Source organism: Roseateles sp. PN1 (assembly GCF_038419725.1).
Taxonomy (GTDB): Bacteria; Pseudomonadota; Gammaproteobacteria; order Burkholderiales; family Burkholderiaceae_C; genus Paucibacter_A.
Genome location: NZ_JBCARA010000011.1, coordinates 141,874 through 162,652 on the forward strand (window position 1 = coordinate 141,874; position 20,779 = coordinate 162,652).

21 protein-coding genes and 1 pseudogene are annotated in these 20,779 nt (G+C 64.2%); 18 read left to right on the forward strand and 4 right to left on the reverse strand.

Going from position 1 to position 20,779, the window contains the following annotated elements:
• Positions 1 to 73 precede the first annotated feature (73 nt).
• The 9 genes from AABB87_RS17220 to AABB87_RS17260 all read left to right on the forward strand — a co-directional run bounded on the left by AABB87_RS17220 (position 74) and on the right by AABB87_RS17260 (position 10,114).
• Positions 74 to 2,161, forward strand: coding sequence for an AMP-dependent synthetase/ligase (locus AABB87_RS17220; protein ID WP_341972504.1), 2,088 nt, complete (start codon positions 74 to 76; stop codon positions 2,159 to 2,161).
• A 1-nt stretch (position 2,162) separates the two neighbouring features.
• Positions 2,163 to 2,948, forward strand: coding sequence for an ABC transporter ATP-binding protein (locus AABB87_RS17225; protein ID WP_058720612.1), 786 nt, complete (start codon positions 2,163 to 2,165; stop codon positions 2,946 to 2,948).
• An 11-nt stretch (positions 2,949 to 2,959) separates the two neighbouring features.
• Positions 2,960 to 3,889, forward strand: coding sequence for a branched-chain amino acid ABC transporter permease (locus AABB87_RS17230; protein ID WP_058720611.1), 930 nt, complete (start codon positions 2,960 to 2,962; stop codon positions 3,887 to 3,889).
• 9 nt (positions 3,890 to 3,898) lie between these two features.
• Positions 3,899 to 4,963, forward strand: coding sequence for a branched-chain amino acid ABC transporter permease (locus AABB87_RS17235; RefSeq protein WP_058720610.1), 1,065 nt, complete (start codon positions 3,899 to 3,901; stop codon positions 4,961 to 4,963).
• Positions 4,964 to 5,052: 89 nt separating this feature from the next.
• A complete protein-coding gene (locus AABB87_RS17240) occupies positions 5,053 to 6,381 on the forward strand; it encodes an ABC transporter substrate-binding protein (RefSeq protein ID WP_341972505.1) in 1,329 nt (442 codons plus the stop codon).
• Between the two features lie 148 nt (positions 6,382 to 6,529).
• Positions 6,530 to 7,381 (forward strand): ABC transporter ATP-binding protein, encoded by an 852-nt coding sequence (locus AABB87_RS17245; protein ID WP_341972506.1) that lies wholly within the window; start codon positions 6,530 to 6,532, stop codon positions 7,379 to 7,381.
• Positions 7,382 to 7,392: 11 nt separating this feature from the next.
• On the forward strand, positions 7,393 to 7,707 hold the full coding sequence (locus AABB87_RS17250) for a hypothetical protein (protein WP_341972507.1): 315 nt from the start codon (positions 7,393 to 7,395) through the stop codon (positions 7,705 to 7,707).
• The gene (locus AABB87_RS17255; protein WP_341972508.1) at positions 7,704 to 8,996 is read left to right on the forward strand and encodes a phenylacetate--CoA ligase family protein; all 1,293 of its coding nucleotides are present in this window, start codon (positions 7,704 to 7,706) and stop codon (positions 8,994 to 8,996) included. Before AABB87_RS17250 ends, AABB87_RS17255 begins: the two co-directional genes overlap by 4 nt.
• Before the next feature lie 107 nt (positions 8,997 to 9,103).
• A complete protein-coding gene (locus AABB87_RS17260; RefSeq protein WP_341972509.1) occupies positions 9,104 to 10,114 on the forward strand; it encodes a tripartite tricarboxylate transporter substrate-binding protein in 1,011 nt (336 codons plus the stop codon).
• A 27-nt stretch (positions 10,115 to 10,141) separates the two neighbouring features.
• Here the strand turns inward: AABB87_RS17260 and dtd are convergent, their stop codons facing one another.
• Positions 10,142 to 10,585, reverse strand: a complete 444-nt coding sequence (gene dtd, locus AABB87_RS17265; RefSeq protein ID WP_341972510.1) for a D-aminoacyl-tRNA deacylase — start codon at positions 10,583 to 10,585, stop codon at positions 10,142 to 10,144.
• 82 nt (positions 10,586 to 10,667) lie between these two features.
• Between dtd and argB the strand changes: the two genes are divergently transcribed.
• The 4 genes from argB to slmA all read left to right on the forward strand — a co-directional run bounded on the left by argB (position 10,668) and on the right by slmA (position 14,154).
• Positions 10,668 to 11,588: an acetylglutamate kinase gene (gene argB / locus AABB87_RS17270; protein WP_058720604.1), complete on the forward strand. Its 921-nt coding sequence runs from the start codon at positions 10,668 to 10,670 to the stop codon at positions 11,586 to 11,588.
• A 193-nt stretch (positions 11,589 to 11,781) separates the two neighbouring features.
• Positions 11,782 to 12,489 (forward strand): pyrimidine 5'-nucleotidase, encoded by a 708-nt coding sequence (locus tag AABB87_RS17275; protein ID WP_341972511.1) that lies wholly within the window; start codon positions 11,782 to 11,784, stop codon positions 12,487 to 12,489.
• Between the two features lie 162 nt (positions 12,490 to 12,651).
• The gene (locus AABB87_RS17280; RefSeq protein ID WP_341972512.1) at positions 12,652 to 13,347 is read left to right on the forward strand and encodes a response regulator transcription factor; all 696 of its coding nucleotides are present in this window, start codon (positions 12,652 to 12,654) and stop codon (positions 13,345 to 13,347) included.
• 120 nt (positions 13,348 to 13,467) lie between these two features.
• Complete coding sequence (slmA, locus tag AABB87_RS17285) at positions 13,468 to 14,154, forward strand: nucleoid occlusion factor SlmA (protein ID WP_082680028.1); 687 nt, start codon at positions 13,468 to 13,470, stop codon at positions 14,152 to 14,154.
• A gap of 9 nt (positions 14,155 to 14,163) precedes the next feature.
• Here the strand turns inward: slmA and AABB87_RS17290 are convergent, their stop codons facing one another.
• From AABB87_RS17290 to AABB87_RS17300, 3 genes are all read right to left on the reverse strand, one after another.
• Positions 14,164 to 15,399, reverse strand: a complete 1,236-nt coding sequence (locus tag AABB87_RS17290) for a hypothetical protein (RefSeq protein WP_341972514.1) — start codon at positions 15,397 to 15,399, stop codon at positions 14,164 to 14,166.
• A gap of 11 nt (positions 15,400 to 15,410) precedes the next feature.
• Positions 15,411 to 17,339, reverse strand: coding sequence for a bifunctional metallophosphatase/5'-nucleotidase (locus tag AABB87_RS17295; protein ID WP_341972515.1), 1,929 nt, complete (start codon positions 17,337 to 17,339; stop codon positions 15,411 to 15,413).
• 62 nt (positions 17,340 to 17,401) lie between these two features.
• Positions 17,402 to 18,010 carry a hypothetical protein gene (locus AABB87_RS17300; protein WP_341972516.1) on the reverse strand — a complete coding sequence of 203 codons (609 nt, stop codon included), beginning with the start codon at positions 18,008 to 18,010 and terminating at the stop codon, positions 17,402 to 17,404.
• 242 nt (positions 18,011 to 18,252) lie between these two features.
• Here AABB87_RS17300 and AABB87_RS17305 point away from each other — a divergent pair, with 242 nt between their 5' ends.
• The 5 genes and pseudogenes from AABB87_RS17305 (at position 18,253) to AABB87_RS17325 (ending at position 20,773) form a co-directional block, all read left to right on the forward strand.
• Positions 18,253 to 19,188 carry an ATP-binding protein gene (locus AABB87_RS17305; protein ID WP_341972517.1) on the forward strand — a complete coding sequence of 312 codons (936 nt, stop codon included), beginning with the start codon at positions 18,253 to 18,255 and terminating at the stop codon, positions 19,186 to 19,188.
• Positions 19,154 to 19,615, forward strand: a pseudogene (locus AABB87_RS17310) (NUDIX domain-containing protein); the annotation flags it as partial. The gene AABB87_RS17305 and the pseudogene AABB87_RS17310, both read left to right, overlap by 35 nt.
• A 6-nt stretch (positions 19,616 to 19,621) precedes the next feature.
• Positions 19,622 to 20,023 carry a phosphoribosyl-AMP cyclohydrolase gene (hisI, locus tag AABB87_RS17315; protein WP_058722328.1) on the forward strand — a complete coding sequence of 134 codons (402 nt, stop codon included), beginning with the start codon at positions 19,622 to 19,624 and terminating at the stop codon, positions 20,021 to 20,023.
• Positions 20,020 to 20,391 carry a phosphoribosyl-ATP diphosphatase gene (locus AABB87_RS17320; protein WP_341972519.1) on the forward strand — a complete coding sequence of 124 codons (372 nt, stop codon included), beginning with the start codon at positions 20,020 to 20,022 and terminating at the stop codon, positions 20,389 to 20,391. The genes hisI and AABB87_RS17320 overlap by 4 nt, the downstream gene beginning before the upstream one ends.
• Complete coding sequence (locus AABB87_RS17325; RefSeq protein WP_341972520.1) at positions 20,384 to 20,773, forward strand: DUF4870 family protein; 390 nt, start codon at positions 20,384 to 20,386, stop codon at positions 20,771 to 20,773. The genes AABB87_RS17320 and AABB87_RS17325 overlap by 8 nt, the downstream gene beginning before the upstream one ends.
• Positions 20,774 to 20,779 lie beyond the last annotated feature (6 nt).

Here is a 20,779-nt window from a genome sequence, read left to right on the forward strand (position 1 = left end):
CCTGGGTGACAGGAGGCTTACAGCGCGCTGCCAAGCGACCCCGGGAAAGCACGCCCCCGTACTGACCCTAGGAATGTCGTTGCAAAGACAGCCAAGCGTCAAAGTCGCCCCTAGGATGCCAACACAACAAAGTCCCGGCAGCGCCATTTCGCACCTGCCAGAGACTCAAGGAGACAAACCGGTGACTACTGCAGCCCCGAGTTCCACCTTTCCGCAGCTTTTGCTGGCGCATGCCGCGCAGCGTCCGCATGCCCCGGCCTTGCGCGAGAAGGAATATGGCATTTGGCAGACCCTGAGCTGGGCGAAGCTGGCCCAGTTGGTGCGCGAGCTGGCCCATGGCCTGGCCCAAGCCGGCCTGCGGCGCGGCGACCATTTGCTGGTGGTGGGCGAGAACCGGCCCCGCTTGTCGGCCGCCATGCTGGCCGCGCAGTCGCTGGGCGCCATTCCGGTGCCGCTGTATCAGGATGCGGTGGCCGCCGAATTTGTGTTTCCGGTCAATAACGCCGAGATCGCCTTCGCGGTGGTGGAAGACCAGGAGCAGGTCGACAAGATGCTGGAGCTGCGCGACCAAGAGCATTGCCCGCAGCTGCGCCGCATCTGGTTTGATGACCCGCGTGGCCTGCGCGCTTACGCCGAAGACGCCAGCTTGGCATCGCTGGACAGCCTGGCCGAGCAAGGCCGGGCGCACGCCGCGCTGCACCCGCATTTCTTCGACGAAGCCGTGGCCCAGGGCCAAGCCGGCGATGTGGCGGCGATGTTCTTCACCTCCGGCACCACCGGCAACCCCAAGGGCGTGGTGCACACCCACGCCAGCCTGATCGACCGCGCCCAGGCCGGCGCCCGCTTCGACAAGCTGACTTGCGATGAGGAAGTGCTGGCCTATCTGCCGCCGGCCTGGATTGGCCAGAACATCTTCAGCTACGCGCAGTGGCTGGTCTGCGGCTATGTGGTGAACTGCCCCGAGTCCAGCGCCACCGTCACCATCGACCTGAAGGAAATCGGCCCGACCTATTACTTCGCGCCGCCGCGGGTGTTCGAAGGCTTGCTGACCAGCGTGATGATCCGCATGGAAGACGCCTCCGCGCCCAAGCGCTGGCTCTTCAACAGCTGCATGGCGCTGGCCCGGCGCGTTGGGCCCGCCCTGATGGACGGTAAGCCGGTGGGGGCGCTGGACCGGCTGAAATACGCCCTGGGCAATCTGGCCATCTACGGCCCGCTGCGCAACACTTTGGGCCTGAGCCGGGTGCGGGTGGCTTACACCGCGGGCGAGGCCATCGGGCCGGACCTGTTCAGCTTCTACCGCAGCATCGGCATCAATCTCAAGCAGCTCTACGGCTCCACCGAAACCGCCGTGTTTGTGTGCCTGCAGCCCGACCATGAGGCACGCGCCGACACGGTGGGCGTGCCGATTGAAGGCGTGGAAATCAAGCTGAGTGAGAGCGGCGAGATCCTGGTCAAGTCGCCCGGCCTGCTCAAGGGCTATTACAAGAACGACGCCGCCACTGCCGAGGTGCTGACGCCCGAGGGCTGGTATCACACCGGCGACGCCGGCTTCATCGACAGCCACGGCCACCTCAAGATCATCGACCGCGCCAAAGACGTGGGCCGCCTGCGCGGTGGCGCTTTTGACGCCGCCATGTTCGCGCCCAAGTATGTGGAGAACAAGCTCAAGTTCTTCGCCCACATCAAGGAGGCAGTGGCCTTTGGCGATGGGCGCGAGAAGGTCTGCGCCTTCATCAATATCGACTTCGACGCCGTGGGCAACTGGGCCGAGCGCCGCAATCTGCCCTATGCCGGCTACACCGATTTGGCTCAGAAGCCCGAGGTCTACAACCTGATCCGCGATTGCGTGGAGCAGGTCAATGCCGACCTGGCCGAAGACGAGTTGCTGGCCGGTAGCCAGATCAGCCGCTTCCTGATCCTGCACAAAGAGCTCGACGCCGACGACGGCGAGCTGACCCGCACCCGCAAGGTCAGGCGCGGCGCCATCGCCGAAAAGTACGCGCTGCTGATCGCCGCGCTCTACGAAGGCAAGAGCTCTCAGTTCATTGAAACGGCGGTGCGCTTTGAGGATGGGCGCGCGGGCTCGGTGGCGGCGGATTTGAAGATTGCTGACGCCAAGACCTTCGCGCCTGCCAACACTGCCAAGAGGGCCGCCTGAAATGAGCAGCAAGAAAATCGGCGAGGTCATCCTCGACATCAAGAACATCAGCCTGGCCTTCGGCGGCGTGAAGGCGCTGACGGACATCTCCTTCGATGTGCGCGAGCATGAGGTGCGCGCCATCATCGGCCCCAACGGCGCGGGCAAAAGCTCGATGCTGAACTGCATCAACGGCGTCTACCAGCCGCAGCAGGGCTCCATCGCCTTCCGAGGCAAGACCTTCAAACACCTCAGCTCCCGCCAGGTGGCGGAGATGGGGGTGGCACGTACCTTCCAGAATCTGGCCTTGTTCAAAGGCATGAGCGTGCTGGACAACATCATGACCGGCCGCACCCTGCACATGAAGACCGGCCTCTTGCTGCAAGCGCTGCGCTGGGGCCCGGCCGAGCGCGAGGAAATGGCGCAGCGCGAGAAGGTCGAACGCATCATCGACTTCCTGGAAATCCAGCCCTATCGCAAGACCCCCGTGGGGCGCCTGCCCTATGGCTTGCAAAAGCGCGTGGACTTGGGCCGCGCTCTGGCCATGGAGCCGCAGGTCTTGCTGCTGGATGAGCCCATGGCCGGCATGAATGTGGAAGAGAAGCAGGACATGTGCCGCTTCATCCTCGACGTCAACCAAGAGTTCGGCACCACCATCGTGCTGATCGAGCATGACATGGGCGTGGTGATGGACATCTCGGACCGGGTGGTTGTGCTGGACTACGGCAAGAAGATCGGCGACGGCGCGCCCGATGAAGTGCGCGGTAACGAAGACGTCATCCGTGCCTATCTCGGCACCAGTCACTAAGGAATGTCGCCATGGGATTTGTGATTGAAACCATCTTCGGCGGCCTGATGACGGGTATGCTTTATTCGCTCATCGCGCTGGGCTTTGTGCTGATTTACAAGGCCAGCGGGGTGTTCAACTTTGCGCAGGGCGCGATGGTGCTGTTCGCTGCCCTGGCGATGGCGCGTTTCACCGAGTGGATTCCGCAGTGGACCGGCATCAGCCAGCCCATCCTCGTCAATGTGCTGGGCTTTGTGCTGGCCATGCTGGTGATGCTGGCGGTGGCCTGGGCGATTGAGCGCTGGGTTTTGGGCAAGCTGGTCAATCAAGAGGGCATCACGCTCTTGATGGCCACCATCGGCGTGACCTATCTGCTCGAAGGCATGGGCCAGACCCTGTTCGGCTCGGACATCTACAAGATCGATGTGGGCATGCCCAAGGACCCGATCTTTCTGTTCGAGAAAACCTTTGAGGGCGGCGTGCTGGTCAATAAAGAAGACCTGTATGCCGCGCTGATTGCCGCTGCCATGGTGATCTTGCTGGCGCTGTTTTTCCAGAAGACCTCGACCGGCCGCGCCCTGCGTGCGGTGGCCGATGACCATCAGGCCGCGCAGTCCATCGGCATTCCGCTCTCCCGCATCTGGGTCATCGTCTGGGCCGTGGCCGGTTTCGTGGCCCTGGTGGCGGGCGTGATCTGGGGCAGCAAGCTGGGCGTGCAGTTTTCGCTCTCGCTGGTGGCGCTGAAGGCCTTGCCGGTGGTGATTCTGGGCGGGCTGACCTCGGTACCTGGCGCCATCATCGGTGGCTTGGTGATCGGCGTGGGCGAGAAAGTCTCCGAGGTCTATCTGGGGCCGCTGATGGGCGGAGGCATCGAAATCTGGTTTGCCTATGTGCTGGCGCTGCTGTTTTTGCTCGTTAGGCCGCAGGGTCTTTTCGGCGAAAAAATCATTGACCGGGTTTGAGGGGACGACATGCTTTATCGTGAAAACGGTCAGTTCAAGACGAGCTATCGCGCCGACAGCCAGATCTTCACCATCCGGCAGGACAAGATCGCCATTGCCGGCTTGCTGCTGCTGGCCTTTGTGTTGACGCCCTGGCTGGCCAGCGACTATTTCTTCAGCGCCATCCTGATTCCTTTTCTGATCCTCTCGCTGGCGGCCCTGGGCCTGAATGTGCTGGTGGGTTATTGCGGGCAGATTTCGCTCGGCACCGGTGCCTTCATGGCAGTGGGCGCTTACGCGGCCTATAACTTTCAGGTGCGTGTTGAGCATATGCCGCTGATTGGCTCCATCTTGCTCGGTGGCCTGTGCGCCACCGCCGTGGGCGTGCTGTTCGGCATTCCCTCGCTGCGCATCAAGGGCTTGTATCTGGCGGTGGCGACGCTGGCGGCGCAGTTCTTTTGCGACTGGGCTTTTCTGCGCATCAAGTGGTTCACCAACAACTCGTCCTCGGGCAATGTCTCGGTGTCGGAGCTGAGCGTCTGGGGCCATGCCATCGACACGCCGGCGCAGAAGTATTTGTTCTGCCTGAGCTTTGTGGTCTTGTTCGCCTTGCTGACCAAGAACCTGGTGCGCGGCGCCATCGGCCGCGAGTGGATGGCCATGCGCGATATGGATGTGGCGGCGGCCGTTATTGGCATCCGCCCGGTCTACGCCAAGCTCACGGCTTTTGCGGTCAGCAGCTTCATCGTGGGCGTGGCCGGCGCGCTGTGGGGCTTTGTGCATCTGGGCAGCTGGGAGCCGGCGGCCTTCTCCATCGACCGCAGCTTTCAGCTCCTGTTCATGATCATCATCGGCGGCCTGGGCTCGGTGATGGGCAGCTTCTTTGGCGCCGCCTTCATCATCTTCTTGCCGATTGTGCTGAACCAATTGCCGGCCGCCATGGGCTTGCAGATCGGCACCGAAACGGCCTCGCACCTCGAGCTGATGGTGTTCGGCGCGCTGATCATCTTCTTCCTCATCAAAGAGCCGCACGGCCTGGCGCGGCTGTGGTCAACGGCCAAAGAGAAGTTGCGTCTCTGGCCTTTCCCTCACTGATTTGCTTGTTTGATTCGTTTGGATTGCCCCGCGTTTTTCCCATCCACAACAAAGCACCGCTGAGTGCCCATCACAGGAGACAAATCATCATGTCCACACTGAAGAGCTTTGCGATTGCGTCAAGCCTGGCGGCCCTGAGCCTTGCCGGGCTAGTGACTGAGGCCGTGGCCCAGGCCAAGGAACAATTCTTCCCCCTGCTGGTCTACCGCACCGGCCCTTATGCGCCCAATGGCACGCCCTGGGCCAATGGCAAGCAGGACTACATCAAGATGATCAATGCCCGCGATGGCGGCATCAACGGCGTCAAGGTCACTTTTGAAGAATGCGAAACCGGCTACGCCACCGACAAGGGCGTGGAATGCTATGAGCGCCTGAAGGGCAAGAACCCCTCGCTGTTCGACCCGCAAGCCACTGGCATCACCTTCGCGCTGACCGACAAGGTCATCAAGGACAAGATCCCGCTGGTCACCCTCGGCTACGGCCTGGCTGCCTCGCAAGACGGCAATGTCTTCAAGTGGAACTTCCCGCTGATGGGCAGCTACTGGACGGCGGCTGACATGCTGATCCAGCATCTGGCCAAGAAGGAGGGCGGCTTTGACAAGCTCAAGGGCAAGAAGATTGCCCTGGTCTATCACGACTCGCCCTTCGGCAAAGAGCCCATGCCCTTGCTGGACGAGCGCCAGAAGATGCACGGCTTTGAGCTGATCAAGATCCCGGTCACGGCGCCTGGCGTCGAGCAAAAGTCCGCCTGGTTGCAAGTGCGCCAGCAGCGCCCCGACTATGTGCTGCTGTGGGGCTGGGGCGTGATGAACTCCACCGCGCTGAAGGAAGCGCAAGCCACCGGCTACCCGCGCGAGAAGATGTACGGCGTTTGGTGGGCCGGCGCTGAGCCCGATGTCAAGGACGTGGGCGAGGGCGCCAAGGGCTATAACGCGCTGGCGCTGAACACCTCCGGCCAGAGTCCCAAAGTGATTCAAGACATCCTGAAGTATGTGCACGGCAAGGGTGAGGGCACCGGTCCCAAGGACGAAGTCGGCTCGGTGCTCTACACCCGCGGCCTGATCATCCAGATGCTGGGTGTGGAAGCGGTGCGCCGCGCGCAAGAGCGCTTCGGCAAGGGCAAGGTTATGAACGCCGAGCAAGTGCGCTGGGGCCTGGAGAACCTGGCGCTGGACCAAAAGCGCCTGGACGCGCTGGGCTTTGCCGGCGTGATGCGCCCCATCAGCACCTCATGCCAGGACCATATGGGCTCGAGCTGGGCGCGCGTGCACAGCTGGGACGGCGCCAAGTGGAATTTCTCGTCTGACTGGTACCAGGCCGACGAGCAAATCATCAAGCCCATGGTGAAGGCCGCGGCCGACAAGTACGCCACGGAGAAGAAGCTGGAACGCCGCGCGCCTGCGGACTGCCAGTCCTGATTCACCGCCAGTCGGCCCCGTCCTGCTGCAGGGCGGGTCTATGAGTAATCCCCAGCCTTGAACTCGATCTGGCGAGAGGCTGGGGGGCTTCTTTGAAGCCCTCATGCCAATGCCTGCACGGCATTGGCATGAGCCAACGAGGACCGCAATGAGTAACGTCAGTAGTGCCAGCAGCGCCAACAGCAGCAATAGCGCGGCCAACATTCTTCTCAACGTCAACGGCATCGAGGTCATCTACAACCATGTGATCCTGGTGCTCAAGGGCGTGTCCTTGCAGGTCAAGGAAGGCACCGTGGTGGCCTTGCTGGGTGGCAATGGCGCGGGAAAAACGACCACCTTGCGTGCCGTCAGCAATCTGCTGGAAGGCGAGCGCGGCGAGGTCACCAAGGGCAGCATCGAGCTGCGCGGCGAGCGCATCGAAAAGCTCGGCACCTCTGAGATGGTCAACCGCGGGGTGGTGCAAGTGATGGAGGGGCGGCATTGCTTTGCCCACCTCAGCATCGAAGAAAACCTGCTCACCGGCGCCTACACCCGCAAGGACGGCAAGGCGGCCGTGCAGCAGACGCTGGACAAGGTCTACAACTACTTCCCGCGCCTCAAGACCCGGCGTAGCAGCCAGGCCGCTTACACCTCGGGTGGCGAGCAGCAAATGTGCGCCATCGGCCGCGCCCTGATGGCCAATCCGCGCATGGTGCTGCTGGACGAGCCCTCGATGGGCCTGGCGCCGCAAATCGTTGAAGAGGTGTTTGAGATCGTTAAAGACCTCAACGTCAAGGAGGGCGTGACCTTCTTGCTGGCCGAGCAAAACACCAATATGGCGCTGCGTTATGCCGACTACGGCTACATCCTTGAAAGCGGCCGCGTCGTGATGGACGGCGAGGCCCATGCCTTGCGCGAGAACGAGGACGTCAAGGAGTTCTACCTCGGCACGGGTGGCGGCGACCGCAAGAGCTTCAAGGATGTGAAGAGCTACAAGCGCCGCAAGCGCTGGCTGGCTTGAGGCTGGGGCGTATGGCCATGAATGACGACTTCTTCGCGCCCCCCGCCTTCAAGGCCGAGGAGGCCTTGCTGACGCTCAAGCGCAATCTGCGTGATATGCGTTCGCTGCAGGCGCAGGGCGACAGCTTCAGCTTGCAGGGTCAGGTCTTGCTGATGCTGAGCCTCGGTGAGGGCGAGAGTGCAGGCCAGCTGCATGCCCGCCTGGCCAAGCGCCCGGCGCAGCGGCCGGAGTGGGATGTGCGGGTGTGCAAAAGCAGCGCCGATGTGCGCGCGCTGCTGGATGAAATCAAGCGCCGCCTGGCGCGCTGGACGGATGAGACACCATGAGCAGTAGCAGCAGTAGTCATAGCCATTTTTATGACGCGCAGGAAACCGTAGAAGCCAGTGCACGCGAGCAAGCCTTGCTGGCCGCCTTGCCGCGCCAGGTGGCGCATGCGCAGGCTCATACCGCTGCCTTCGCTGAGCTGTTCGCTGGCATCGATGCCGCCAGCGTCAGCAGCCGGGCGGCGCTGGCCAGCTTGCCGGTGACGCGCAAGAGCGAGCTGCTTGCGCGCCAGCAGGCCAAACGTCAGTCTGGTCATGGCGATCCCTTTGGCGGCTTCTCCGCCATCGGCTGGTCCGGACTGGGCGCCCAACAGGGCGTGCGGCGCGTGTTCCAGTCGCCCGGCACGATTTACGAGCCCGAAGGCATGGCGCCCGACTTCTGGCGCGTGGCGCGCGCGCTGTTCGCCGCCGGCATGCGCCCGGGCGATTTGCTGCACAACAGCTTCAGCTACCACCTCACGCCAGCGGGCGCCATGATGGAAGGTGGGGCCCATGCCCTGGGCTGCAGCGTGTTCCCGGGTGGTGTGGGCAATACCGAATTGCAGCTGCAGGCCATTGCCGAGCTGCGCCCGCAAGGCTATGTGGGCACGCCGAGTTTTTTGCGCATCTTGCTTGAGAAGGCGGAGCAGACCGGTGCTGATGTCTCCTCCATCACCAAGGCCTTGTTCAGTGGCGAGGCCTTCACGCCGGCGCTGCGCGACTGGTTTGCGGCGCGTGGGGTGACGGGCTATCAGTGCTATGCCACCGCCGACCTGGGGCTGATCGCCTACGAGACCTCGGCCCGCGAGGGCATGGTGCTGGCCGAAGGCGTGATCGTGGAAATCGTGCGCCCGGGCAGCGGCGAGCCCCTGCCCGAGGGCGAGGTGGGTGAGTTGGTGGTGACCACGCTGACGCCGGACTATCCGCTGATCCGCTTCGGCACGGGCGACCTCTCGGCCATCTTGCCGGGCCGCTGCCCGACCGGCCGCAGCAATGCCCGCATCAAGGGCTGGCTGGGCCGTGCTGACCAATCGGCCAAGGTGCGCGGCATGTTTGTCCATGCCTCGCAAGTGGCCGAGCTGATGCGGCGCTTCCCCGAGCTGCTGCGCGCCCGCCTGGTGGTGGAGGGCGAAATGGCGCAAGACCGCATGAGCTTGAAGGCCGAGGTGGCCCAAGCCGATGAAGGCTTGAGTGAGCGCCTGGCCCAGGCCTTGCGCGACATCACCAAGCTGCGCTGCGAGGTGGAGTTGCAGCCGCCCGGCAGCCTGCCCAATGACGGCTTGCTGGTGCAAGACGCGCGCAGCTTGGCCTGAGTTACCTGTCGCCCTTCACTCTGCGCTTACGTAGTTCCCGGTATGGGTGGGGCGGATTCCGCTCCTAGCATGCCAGGGCCTAGACCGTCTCAGCAAAGCAGGGAGTGATGACACAGAACAAGCAGTGCGCGCGGCGCGCAGGGTGGGTTGGCGCCATGCTCAGCATGGTGGCCATTGGCTTGGCGGCCGTTTCGCCCGCCCGCGCAGCCTATCCGGACCATGCGGTGACCTTGGTCGTGCCTTTTCCTGCCGGCGGCCCCAGCGATCAGTTGGCGCGCAGCCTGGCCGAAGCCTTGCGCAAGCCGCTGGGCGTGGCGGTGCAGATCGAACATATCGGCGGCGCCGGTGGCACGGTGGGTACCGCCAAGGTGGCGCGGGCCGTGCCCGATGGCTATACCTTGCTGCTGCATCACATCGGCATGGCCACGGCGCCGGCGCTCTACCCCAGCCTGGCCTACAACACCCTGGACGACTTTGAGTACCTGGGCCTGCTGCAAGAAGTGCCTATGGTGCTGGTGGGCCGGCCGGGCCTGCCGGCCAAGAGCTATGCGGAACTGAGCCAGTGGATGGTGGCCAACCGGGGCAAGGTCAATCTGGCCAATGCCGGCCAGGGTTCGGCCTCGCAGCTCTGCGGCTTGTTGTTCCGCAGCGTGACCCAGCTGGACCTGCGCAGCGTGCGTTACCGCGGCGCCTCACCGGCCATGGCTGATTTGCTGAGCGGACAGGTCGACCTGATGTGCAACCAGAGCACCGACACGGTGGCGCTGCTGTCCAAGAACAAGCTGCGGGCCTATGCCGTGACCAGTCCGCTGCGCCTGGATGTGCCCGGCCTGGCCGAGGTGCCGACCCTCAGCGAACTGGGCTTGAATGGCTTTTCCGTGACCGTCTGGCATGGCGTCTACGCCCCACATGGCACGCCCAAGCCGGTGTTGGCGGCCCTGGCCGCGGCCCTGCAACAAGCCCGGTCTGACCCGGTGTTTCAGGCCAATGCTGCGGCGGGCGGCGCCTCAGTGGTGCTGGACGCGCGCAGCCAGGGGCCGGAGCACAAGCGCTTCGTCAAATCTGAACTCAGCAAATGGAGCTCGGTGATTCGCGCCGCCGGCGAGTTCGCAAACTAACTGCAGAACCCCTCGGATCAACAAGCGCTAGTTGATCCGCAGCGGAATCGTCACCGGCCCATCGTTGATCAAGCTGACCTGCATATCGGCGCCAAACTCGCCGGCGGCGACCTTGTCACCCAGCTGGCTGCGCGCCAGGCTCAGGCAATGCTCGTAGAGCCGGCGGCCCTGCTCAGGCCCGGCGGCGCCGGTGAAGCTGGGTCGGTTGCCGCCGCTGCAGTCGGCGGCCAGGGTGAATTGCGAGACGATCAGCAGGCTGCCGCCGATGTCTTGCAGGCTCAGATTCATCTTGCCGGCGGCGTCGCTGAAGATGCGCAGCTTGAGCGTCTTGCTGATCAATTTCTCGGCTTGCGCCTCGCTGTCGCCGGGTTCGGCGCAGACCAGCATCAGCAAGCCTTGGGGAATGGCGCCCACCACACGGCCTTCGACCTCGACCTGGGCTTGGCGGACTCTTTGCAAAATGGCAATCACAGTGATCTCCTTCGGGCCGCATTGTCAGGGCCAACCCTACAATCAGCGCGCTTTCCTCTCATCGTCTTTTGCAGAGCCCGCCATGAAAATCGAGTCCGCCGCCCCCGCCATCAACACGGATGTGTCCCAGATCGCCCCGCGCGAGAAGGCCGAGATCCTTTCGCAAGCCTTGCCCTATATCCGCAAGTTCCACGGCAAGACCATCGTCATCAAGTACGGCGGCAATGCCATGACCGACCCGGCGCTGCAGCAAGACTTTGCCGAAGACGTGGTGCTGCTCAAGCTGGTCGGCCTGAACCCGGTGGTGGTGCATGGCGGTGGCCCGCAGATCGAAGGCGCGCTGAGCCGCCTGGGCAAGAAGGGCCACTTCATTCAAGGCATGCGTGTCACCGATGAAGAAACCATGGAAGTGGTGGAGTGGGTGCTGGCCGGCCAGGTGCAGCAAGACATCGTCGGCCTGATCAATGTGGCCGGCGGCAAGGCCGTTGGCCTGACGGGCCGTGACGGCGGCATGATCCGCGCCAAGAAGCTCAAGATGGTGGACAAGGACGACCCGGCCAAGGAACACGATATCGGCCAGGTTGGCGACATCGTCAGCATCGACCCCAGCGTGGTCAAGGCCTTGCAAGACGACCAGTTCATCCCCGTCATCAGCCCCATCGGCTTTGGCGAGCAAAACGAGAGCTACAACATCAACGCCGATGTGGTGGCCGGCAAGTTGGCCGAAGTGCTGAAGGCCGAGAAGCTGGTGCTGCTGACCAACACGCCCGGCGTGCTGGACAAGGCCGGTAACTTGCTGACCGACCTGAGCGCCCGCGAGATCGACGCCTTGTTCGCCGACGGCACACTCTCCGGCGGCATGCTGCCCAAGATCGCCTCGGCCCTGGACGCGGCACGCAGCGGCGTCAATGCGGTGCACATCATCGACGGCCGCGTGCCCCACGCCATGCTGCTGGAAATCCTCAGCGATCAGGCTTACGGAACGATGATCCGGTCTCACTGAGACCGGATCATCGTTCCGCGTCCGAACGCAGTGAGGACTTGCGATGATGTGGCCTTACTGAAACCGGATCATCTCTCTGTCTCCGAACGCAGTGAGGACTTGCGATGATTCGTTCCGACCAAGGGATCGGATCATCTCTCCGCGTTCGAGCGCATTCAGAGCCAGCCATGAATCCCATCCACCGAGGTCGCCCGTGAAGGCCAAAGCGGGCACGCCCGTCTGGCTCTTCGATCTCGACAACACCCTGCACAACGCCTCGGCGCGGGTGTTCGCCGAATTGAATGTGGCCATGACGGACTACATCGTCAGCCATGTGCAGGTCGAGCGGGCCGAAGCCAATCGCTTGCGCGCGCTCTACTGGCATCGCTACGGCGCCACCTTACTGGGCCTGGAGCGGCATCACGGCGTCAACGCCGGGCATTTCCTGCACCACACCCATGCCTTGCCGGGCCTGGAATCGCATGTGCACAGCCATGCACATGACTTGGCCGCGCTGCGGCGTCTGCCCGGCCGCAAATTCTTGCTGACCAATGCACCGCTGGCCTATGCCCAGCGGGTGCTGCGTGCGCTGAATTTGAGCCACTGCTTCGAGTGCGTGATCGCGATGGAGCAGATGCGCATGTTTGGCCAGTTACGTCCCAAACCCGATGCCCGCATGTTTCGCCATGTGCTGGCACGCCTGCATCTGCAAGCCGGCCAATGCGTGCTGGTGGAAGACACCTTGGTGCATCAGAAAACGGCGCAGCGTTTAGGCATGCAGACGGTGTGGATGCAGCGCTGGTTACATGAGGGCAAGTCCGGCGCGCCGGCTACAGCCAGCGCAGCGGCGCAACCACGGCTGCGGCGGCGGCCGGTGTATGTGGATCAGCGCGTCCATTCGCTGGCCGAGTTGCTGCGCTGATCGGGCGCCTTGTTTCTGGCTGAGCCTGGCCAATCCCGGCCCCGCTCCCTCGCCAAGACGGCGCATGAATCCCACGATCGTAGGGTGAGCGAATGTGCAGCGGCGCGTTATCGTGAGTCACCGACTCCGGCGACACGCTGCCCCACCTTTTCGCTCACCGCCATGCCCACTTTTTCCGTCTTGATTGTTGAAGACCAAGCGCGCTTTCGCGACGCCTTCACGCACGCGCTGGCTCAGGTCAAAGACATCCGCCTGCTGGGCATTGCCCCCGACCTGATCGAAGGCACCCGCATGTTCGACCAGCTCCGCCCGGACGTCTTGCTGGTGGACCTGGACCTGCCCGGCGGCAGCGGCATCGAGCTGATTCGCCATGCCGCCCAGGTCAAGCCCGACTGCGAGGTGATGGTGATCTCGGTCTTCGGGGACGAGCAGCATGTGCTGTCCAGCATCGAGGCTGGCGCCACCGGCTATTTGCTCAAAGACAGCCTGGCGCTGGACCTGCCCACCCAACTGCGCAGCCTGCATGCCGGTGGCAGCCCGATCAGCCCCGTCATCGCGCGCCGCCTGCTGATGCGCCTGGCCCCGGCCACAGCGGCCAGCCATGCGGTCGCGTTTGTCCAAGAGGGCGCCCACTCGCGCGGCTTGGTGGAGGAAGACGCGGTCGCCTTGTCCGAGCAGGAATCACGCGTGCTGCATCTGGCGGCCAAGGGCTTTACTTTCGATGAGATCGCGCAGTTCCTCAGCGTGTCCTCGCATACCGTCAGCACTTATGTGAAGCGGGTCTATCGCAAGCTGCATGTGCGCTCCAAGGTGGAGGCGATTTACGAAGCCCGCCGCCTGGGCTGGTTGCGCGACTGAGGACCAAGCACGTGCTGTGGTGGATTGGGGCGGGCCACTCGTAGACCCGCACAAGCGCCGTCATCTGGCTGTGCCAGAATCGCCGCAACCCACGCCAACCCATGACAAGCGACTACGCCGATGCCTGCCTCCCCGCCCGAACTGACCGCGCCCGAGTCCGCCGTGCTTGAGGACGAGGTCACTGGCTCGGTAGCCGCGGCGCCTGCTGCCGAAGCGCCCGCTGCCCGCAAACGCCCCAAGCCCGGCGAGCGCCGCGTGCAGATCCTGCAGACCCTGGCAAGCATGCTGGAAGCACCAGGTGCCGACCGCATCACTACCGCCGCACTGGCCGCCAAGCTGTCGGTCAGCGAGGCTGCGCTCTACCGCCATTTCGCCAGCAAGGCGCAGATGTTCGAGGGCTTGCTGGAGTTCATCGAGACCAGCATCTTCACCCTGGTGAATCAAATCATCGAGCGCGATGCTTCCGGCCAGCAGCAGGCGCAAAAAATTGTGGCCGTGCTCTTGCAGTTCGGCGAGCGCAATCCCGGCATGACCCGGGTGATGGTGGGCGACGCCCTGGTCTACGAGAACGAGCGCTTGGTGGCGCGCATGAATCAGTTTTTCGATCGCATCGAATCCAGCCTGCGCCAAGTCTTGCGCAGTGCTGCCGAGGCCCGCGGCTCGGCCACGCCCACGGTCGAGGCCAATGCCCATGCCTCCGTGCTGCTGAGCTTTGTTGTCGGCCGATTGCAGCGTTATGCCCGCTCAGGCTTCAAGCGCATGCCCACCGAGCAGCTGGAGTATTCGCTTAAGCTGCTGGTGGCCTGAACTCAAATTTCAACTGACCCCGCCGAAGGCCTGCACGCTCAGCGGCAGGCATTGTTCGTAAAGCCTATCGGCTGAGAGCGGCAGCGCTTGCGCCTGGACCGGCGGTGTGTCTAGCATGGGCGCCAAGGCAGCATTCAAGGCACTGAGCGGTAGCAGGCTTGCGGCCTGTTGTTGGATGCTCTGCCCGCCGCGCTGCGCAAAGCCGATCCAACGCCCGGCTTGATCAAACACCGGCCCGGCGCTGACTTGCGCGGGCAAGGCGATGTCCAGGCCCGGTTGGCCTGGCACAAGGCCCATACGCCCCACAAAGCCCAGCTGCATGGCCGGCCAAGCGGTGCCGGTACCCGAATCGGGCAAATAGATCAGCGCCGCAACCGGGCTGCCGGCAAAGGCATCGCGTGCGGCGCACCTTAGCGGCGGCTGGCCGGCAGGTGGCGTCAGCTGTGTGTCCAGGTTCAGCAGGCTCAAGCCAAGCGCGGCCAGGGCGCTCTCGGTTGACGTATTGCTAGCGCCGCGGCTCAGCTGAGCCATCTGCGTCTGGCCCAAGCCGTTACGCAGCCAGAGCGGGCGCCCGTTCGCCCAGGCTAGTCCGCCATCCGGCAAGGCCAGCAAGGCTTGCCGGCCTTCGTTCAAGAGCAGGCCGCTGCCCAGCGCCTGGGCTTGCTGGGGCAGCGCAGCGCCGAAAGCCGCTGGGCCCGGCCGGGGGGTGGCGGTATCGGTCCAGCTGCCGTCCAGCAGTTGCTGGATCAGCGGCTGCAGGGTGCGCAGATGGGCTTCTTGCGGCAGGCGCTGCAGGCCGGCGTCAATGATGCGAGCGGCATAGGCGGCCTGGCCGCTGAGCGCTTGCAGCCAGGCGTAAAGCGCCAGCGCTTCGGGCTCGTCCTTGTGAGCGCCGGCGGTGTGCGAGGCGAAGTTCAGCGCATTGCGGAATTCGCCAGCCTGCAGCATGGCCAGCACCATCAGCATCTCGGTGTCGGCGTCATGGCTCATCAGGGCCGCACGTTCGAGTAGCTGCAGGGCCGGCTGGGCTTGGCCCTGGCTCAGCGCCAGGCGGGCGGATTGCAACAAGGCCAGGCGTTCGACCTGCAGGCGCGCGCCTTGGCCATTGGCGCCATCACTATGGACATGCGCGGCCAGGCGTAGCGGCTGGGCCGCGCAGGACAAGGCCGCAGCCAGACGGAGGAGTCGGGCTGCGGCGCTGCGCCGGTTGAGGGTGACGGCTTTCACTTCAAGCTGAGGGTGCATGCCAGCCTGGCTCAGGGCAGCTGGCTGATGCGCGGCTTGCTGAAGACGGCGCTGCTGGGGTTGTAAGGCGCGGCGGGCGCTTTGTAGCCGGACAGGTAAGCCACCAGCGCGTCGATGTCTTGCGCGCCGCCCAGCACATTGGCACCGCCGATAAAGGTGGTGAAGCCGTCGCCGCCGGTGGCCATGAAGTTATTGACCGTGACGCGGTAGGTCTTGCTCGGGTTTTGCACCACGCCGTTGATGACCAGGTTGTCGGTTGGGCCGCTGACTTGCGGCGGATAGACGCTCACGTCGGTGGGCGTTAGCGCCACATTGACGATCTTGGCGCAGGCCGGGGCGCTGGCGCTCCAGGAATAGCGCAAGCCGTTGGAGACCTGCATGATGCGCTGCGTGCCCTGGCCCTTGCAGCCAACGAATTGCTGCTCCAGCACGTCCTTGATCTGCTGGGCCGTCAGCGTCATCGTCACCAGGCTGTTGCCAAAGGGCTGGGCCGTGAAGGCATCGGCATAGCTCAGGGCATAGGGGTAGCTGGCAGCGGCGGGCTTCACAAAGCCGGGGCTGCGCACGCCGCCCGCGTTCATGAAGGCGACGCTGGCGCCGCCCAGGGCGGCAGGTTGGGTGGCTTGCAGCTGGGCGTCGGCGATCAGGTCACCGGCCTCCATTTCGCCGGCCGCATTGGCTGCATTCGACATGCCGGCCGTGATGACCGCGATGACCTGGCTGGCCAGCGGCGAGGCTGCCGCTTTGTAGGCCGCCACCACCTCTTTCACCTCTGGCTGGGCGGCGATGGCGGCGGTGACGCTGGCGTTCGTGCGGTCCACCAAGCGGTTGATGGGGCTGACGTCGATCACATCGCGGCTGATCGGGTCGATCTGCAGGTCGATCTCGGTCAACACCCGGCCAAAGGCGCTGGCGCTGGTGACGGGCACCAGGCGGCCGGCCTTGTTGGGCAGGCCTGCGCTGCGGGCGGTGCTGCCGTTGTCCTTGCTGTTTTTGGAGCAGTTGTAGGCGGCGTGGGTGTGGGCGCTGATCACCAGGTCCACCGCCTTGTCTAGGCGGGACACGATCTTGCCGATCTCGCTATTGCTGCCGTCGCTATTGTTCAGATTGTTCAGGCAGCCATTGATATCGCTGTTGTTGAAGCCGCCGGCCACCGCGGCATTCTGGAAGCCGCCCTGGTGCACCAGCACCACGATGGCTTCTATCCCTTGGGCGCGCAGCTTGGGCACCAGCGCGTTGACCGTGTCGGCCTCGTCCAGAAATTTCAGGCCGGCCACGCCGGTGGGCGTGACGATGCCGGGTGTGCCCTTGAGCGTCATACCGATGAAAGCGATCTTGACGCCGTTGAAGCTCTTCACGCCATAGGCCGGCAGCAGCGTGCGGCCGGTGGCGGTTTCCATCACATTGGCCGACAGCCATTTGAATTTGGCGCCGTCGAAGGTGCCGGGGGCCGAGGAGCCAAAGCCCTTGCAGCTATTGGCATCAGGCACGCCACCCACCAGCTTGCAGCCGCCCATTTGCAGGCGGCGCAGCTCGTCCTTGCCCTTGTCGAATTCATGGTTGCCGACGGCGCTGAAATCCACACCGATCTTGTTGAGCGTTTCCACTGCCGGCTCGTCATAAAACAGGGCCGAGATCAGCGGCGAGGCGCCGATGAAGTCACCACCGCCCACCACCACCGTGTTGGGGTTGCTGGCCCGCATCTGCGCCACATAGGCCGCCAGATACTCGGCGCCGCCCACGGCCGGACGCGAGGCGCTGGGCACCGAGGTGTTGGCGCCGAAGGTGCCGGGGGACTCGAGTGTGCCGTGATAGTCGTTGAAGCCGACGATCTTGACCTTGATGGGCGCGATGGCTGCAGCGTGGCTGGTGCCGGCAGCGAAGACAGCCGACAAGGCTAGAGCGAGGGCGGGCAGCAGGGGGCGGAGGTGTGTTTGCATGATCGGTCGTGGGTTCGTTTGGCGATGGGCCGAGGCAGGTTCGGACGAAGCGAAGCGAGCTTTTAGCCGTGGCGTAAGCTGTTGCGGCGCAGAGCCCAGACCAACATGCCAAAGCCGGCCAGCAAGCTGGTGCTCTTGCTGGGCTCGGGCACGGGGGACAGCGTCAGGTTCAGGGCGCCGATGCTGGCGTCGGTCGTGAGGCTGTTGCCGCTGGCCGGGTCGATGAAGCTGGTGGACTTGATCATCAGCCCGCTGATGGTGTGGGTGCCCGCCGCCAGGGTGAAGACACCGCGGCTGAAGGCGCTGTCGGCCAGGGCTTGCTCGGGGTTGAACTGGAGGGCGCCGGCCACGTCGCCGTTGACTGCCGCGCCGGTGTCACCGAGCCAGGCGCCGCCATCCATGACGCGGAACTGGTCACCCGAGATACCGAGGTCCACCACCGTCAGGCGGCCCACAAAGCCGGTGGGCACGATGACGCTGAAACTCAGCGTGGCGGCCTCGTCGTCCACCCAGGCAAAGCTGTAGGGCGGCAGATTGGCGTCGACATTGAAGCCGGCCCAGCTGCCATCGCCGTTCAGCGCGGTGGCGGCGTGGGCGTTGGCGAACAGCAGGGCGGCAAAGGCGGCGCTGAGGGTGCGAAGGGCGTAGGTGCGAGCAGTGGTGGGGCGCATGGCGGGAACCTTTCGAGATGGGTTTCAGTTCGGCAGGATGGCCCGGGGCCGTGACCCGGTCATGACCCGGAAACCGCCGCCCTGAGCGGATCGGACCATGGCGCGGCGCTCACCTTGAGGGTCAAGCTCGGGGCCTGCGCACAGGCGGCCGCTACACTGCGGGCTGCCTTGTTTGGCGCCACCCCGAGGGTGTCGCTATTCGCTTTTTTGCCTCCTTGCCTGCCCACTGACCGACGCTGCCCATGGCCGATTCCTTGCAAAACTTCTTGTCCCGTGCCGAAGGCCTGTTGGCCCGCGTCGAGGCCTTGCTGCCGGGCGCGGTGGCGGCGCCCGATTGGTCGGCCTCGGTGGCTTTTCGCTACCGCCGCCGTGGCGGCGCGGCGGGCCGCTGTGTGCTGGAGCCGGTACGGCATGTGGCCGGCATTCGCTTGGCCGATCTGCGCGAAGTGGAGCCGCAAAAGCTGCGCCTCTTGCAAAACACCGAGCAATTCGTGGCCGGCCGCCCGGCCAATAATGTGCTGCTGACCGGTGCGCGCGGCACGGGCAAGAGCTCGCTGATCAAGGCGGTGTTGAATGAGTTTTCGGCGCGCGGCCTGCGCTTGATCGAAGTCGATAAAGCCGATTTGGTGGAATTGCCCGACCTGATCGAGCTGGTGGCCGAGCGGCCCGAGCGCTTTGTGATCTTTTGCGACGACCTCAGCTTTGACGAGGGTGAGCCGGGCTACAAGGCCTTGAAGTCCATCCTCGACGGTTCGGTGGCCGCCGCCACCGACAACTTGCTGATCTACGCCACCAGCAACCGCCGCCACCTCTTGCCCGAGCAGATGCGCGACAACCTGGGCTACAAGCACACCGAAGACGGCGAGGTGCATCCCGGCGAGGCGGTGGAGGAGAAGATTTCCCTGTCCGAGCGTTTCGGCCTGTGGCTGAGTTTTTACCCCTTCAGCCAGGGCGAATACCTGGCCATCACCGCGCAATGGCTGCGCAGCTTCGGCATGGATGAGGCGCTGATCAGCGCCGCCCGCCAGCCCGCCCTGGTGTGGGCGCTGGAGCGTGGCTCGCGCTCGGGCCGGGTGGCTTATCAATTTGCTCGCGACTTGGCCGGTCGAGGCGCGCTGGAGGCGCCGCCCATGCCTATCGCCGATGTGCGCCCACCGGAGGGCCTGGACCATGTCTGAGCGCCCGATTGTGGATGTCGCCGTGGGCGTGCTGGTGGAGCGCGACGCGCAGGGCCGGGAAGGGCGTTTTTTGCTCACCTCGCGCCCGCTCGGCAAGGTCTACGCCGGTTACTGGGAGTTCCCAGGCGGCAAGCTGGAAGCGGGTGAAACCGTGGCGCAAGCCCTGGCCCGCGAGTTGCACGAAGAGTTAGGCATCACGATTGGCTCGGCCCACCCATGGCAAGAGCTGGTGATGGACTACGAACATGCGCGGGTGCGCCTGCATTTCTGCAAGGTCTACGAGTGGACGGGCGAGTTCGAGATGCGCGAGCAGCAGGCCATGGCCTGGCAGACCCTGCCGGTGCAGGTGCAGCCGGTGCTGCCGGGCACCATCCCCGTGCTGGATTGGTTCGCCGCCGAGCGCGGCTTTTCGGGCGCCACTTACACTGTCGCGATGAATTGCCTGGATGAAGTCAAATGGGATGCCGACGGCCTGGTGCCGGTGATCGCGCAGGAGCAAAGCAGCGGCGATGTGCTGATGTTTGCCTGGATGAATCGCGAGGCCTTGCAACGCACCATCGAGCTCGGTGAGGCGGTGTATTGGAGCCGCTCGCGCCAGCGCTTGTGGCACAAGGGCGAGGAGTCGGGCCATGTGCAAAAAGTGCATGAGCTGCGCATGGATTGCGACAACGATGTGCTCTTGATGCGCATCACCCAGCAAGGCCATGAGCCCGGTGGACCTGGAATTGCCTGCCACACCGGCCGCCACAGCTGTTTTTATCAACGCCTCGACGCCGGCGCTTGGGTCGCCACCGAGCCGGTGCTCAAAGACCCAAAACAGATTTACAGCAAATGAGCGCAAGCCCTTTGAACAACGTCGATATCCTGGCCCGCGTGGCCGCCGTGATCGAGTCGCGCAAGCCCGCCAATGGCGGCGACCCGGCCACCAGTTATGTGGCCAAATTGTTCGACAAAGGCCTGGACGCGATCTTGAAAAAGGTCGGCGAAGAGGCATGTGAGACGGTGATGGCCGCCAAGGACGGCGAGCCAGCCAAGATCGTCTACGAGGTGGCCGACCTCTGGTTCCACTCCATGATCGCGCTGGCGCATTTCGGCCTCAAGCCCGAACAGGTGCTGGCCGAGTTGGCGCGGCGCGAGGGCTTGTCGGGCCTGCAGGAGTTTGCCGCGCGTAGCAAAACCGTGGAGGAAGAACCGAATGACTGAGCCAATTGCCGACACCGTGCTGCTGGACCCGCAGCGTGAGCAAAGCCTGCGCACAGCCGGCACGATCAGCTATTTGCTGCATGCGGTGGTGGCGGTGGGCGCGGTGATTCCTTCCTTTCAGCCCAGCGTTTTGCTGCTGGTGTTCGCGGTGATTCTGGACATGGTCAAGCGCGATGAGGCCGCCGGCAGCTGGCAGGCCTCGCACATTCGCTGGCGTTTGAGCAGCGTGATCTCGGCTGGTGTGATGTACTTGATCACCGTGCCGCTGTGGTTCTTGTTTGTGCTGCCGGGCTGGATTGCCTGGGGCCTGATTTCGCTCTGGTTCCTCTACCGCATCGTGGTGGGCTGGAGCGCCATGAATGCTGGCCGCGCCATTTCCTGAGTTCGA

Coding starts and splice junctions, on each gene's coding strand:
- slmA (WP_082680028.1), top strand. CDS start 13,468: ATGCCTGCCTCCCCGCCCGAACTGACCGCGCCCGAGTCCGCCGTGCTT.
- AABB87_RS17225 (WP_058720612.1), top strand. CDS start 2,163: ATGAGCAGCAAGAAAATCGGCGAGGTCATCCTCGACATCAAGAACATC.
- AABB87_RS17290 (WP_341972514.1), bottom strand. CDS start 15,399: ATGCACCCTCAGCTTGAAGTGAAAGCCGTCACCCTCAACCGGCGCAGC.
- AABB87_RS17250 (WP_341972507.1), top strand. CDS start 7,393: ATGGCCATGAATGACGACTTCTTCGCGCCCCCCGCCTTCAAGGCCGAG.
- AABB87_RS17230 (WP_058720611.1), top strand. CDS start 2,960: ATGGGATTTGTGATTGAAACCATCTTCGGCGGCCTGATGACGGGTATG.
- AABB87_RS17300 (WP_341972516.1), bottom strand. CDS start 18,010: ATGCGCCCCACCACTGCTCGCACCTACGCCCTTCGCACCCTCAGCGCC.
- AABB87_RS17305 (WP_341972517.1), top strand. CDS start 18,253: ATGGCCGATTCCTTGCAAAACTTCTTGTCCCGTGCCGAAGGCCTGTTG.
- hisI (WP_058722328.1), top strand. CDS start 19,622: ATGAATTGCCTGGATGAAGTCAAATGGGATGCCGACGGCCTGGTGCCG.
- AABB87_RS17245 (WP_341972506.1), top strand. CDS start 6,530: ATGAGTAACGTCAGTAGTGCCAGCAGCGCCAACAGCAGCAATAGCGCG.
- AABB87_RS17255 (WP_341972508.1), top strand. CDS start 7,704: ATGAGCAGTAGCAGCAGTAGTCATAGCCATTTTTATGACGCGCAGGAA.
- AABB87_RS17280 (WP_341972512.1), top strand. CDS start 12,652: ATGCCCACTTTTTCCGTCTTGATTGTTGAAGACCAAGCGCGCTTTCGC.
- AABB87_RS17220 (WP_341972504.1), top strand. CDS start 74: ATGTCGTTGCAAAGACAGCCAAGCGTCAAAGTCGCCCCTAGGATGCCA.
- AABB87_RS17325 (WP_341972520.1), top strand. CDS start 20,384: ATGACTGAGCCAATTGCCGACACCGTGCTGCTGGACCCGCAGCGTGAG.
- argB (WP_058720604.1), top strand. CDS start 10,668: ATGAAAATCGAGTCCGCCGCCCCCGCCATCAACACGGATGTGTCCCAG.
- AABB87_RS17320 (WP_341972519.1), top strand. CDS start 20,020: ATGAGCGCAAGCCCTTTGAACAACGTCGATATCCTGGCCCGCGTGGCC.
- AABB87_RS17295 (WP_341972515.1), bottom strand. CDS start 17,339: ATGCAAACACACCTCCGCCCCCTGCTGCCCGCCCTCGCTCTAGCCTTG.
- AABB87_RS17240 (WP_341972505.1), top strand. CDS start 5,053: ATGTCCACACTGAAGAGCTTTGCGATTGCGTCAAGCCTGGCGGCCCTG.
- AABB87_RS17260 (WP_341972509.1), top strand. CDS start 9,104: ATGACACAGAACAAGCAGTGCGCGCGGCGCGCAGGGTGGGTTGGCGCC.
- AABB87_RS17235 (WP_058720610.1), top strand. CDS start 3,899: ATGCTTTATCGTGAAAACGGTCAGTTCAAGACGAGCTATCGCGCCGAC.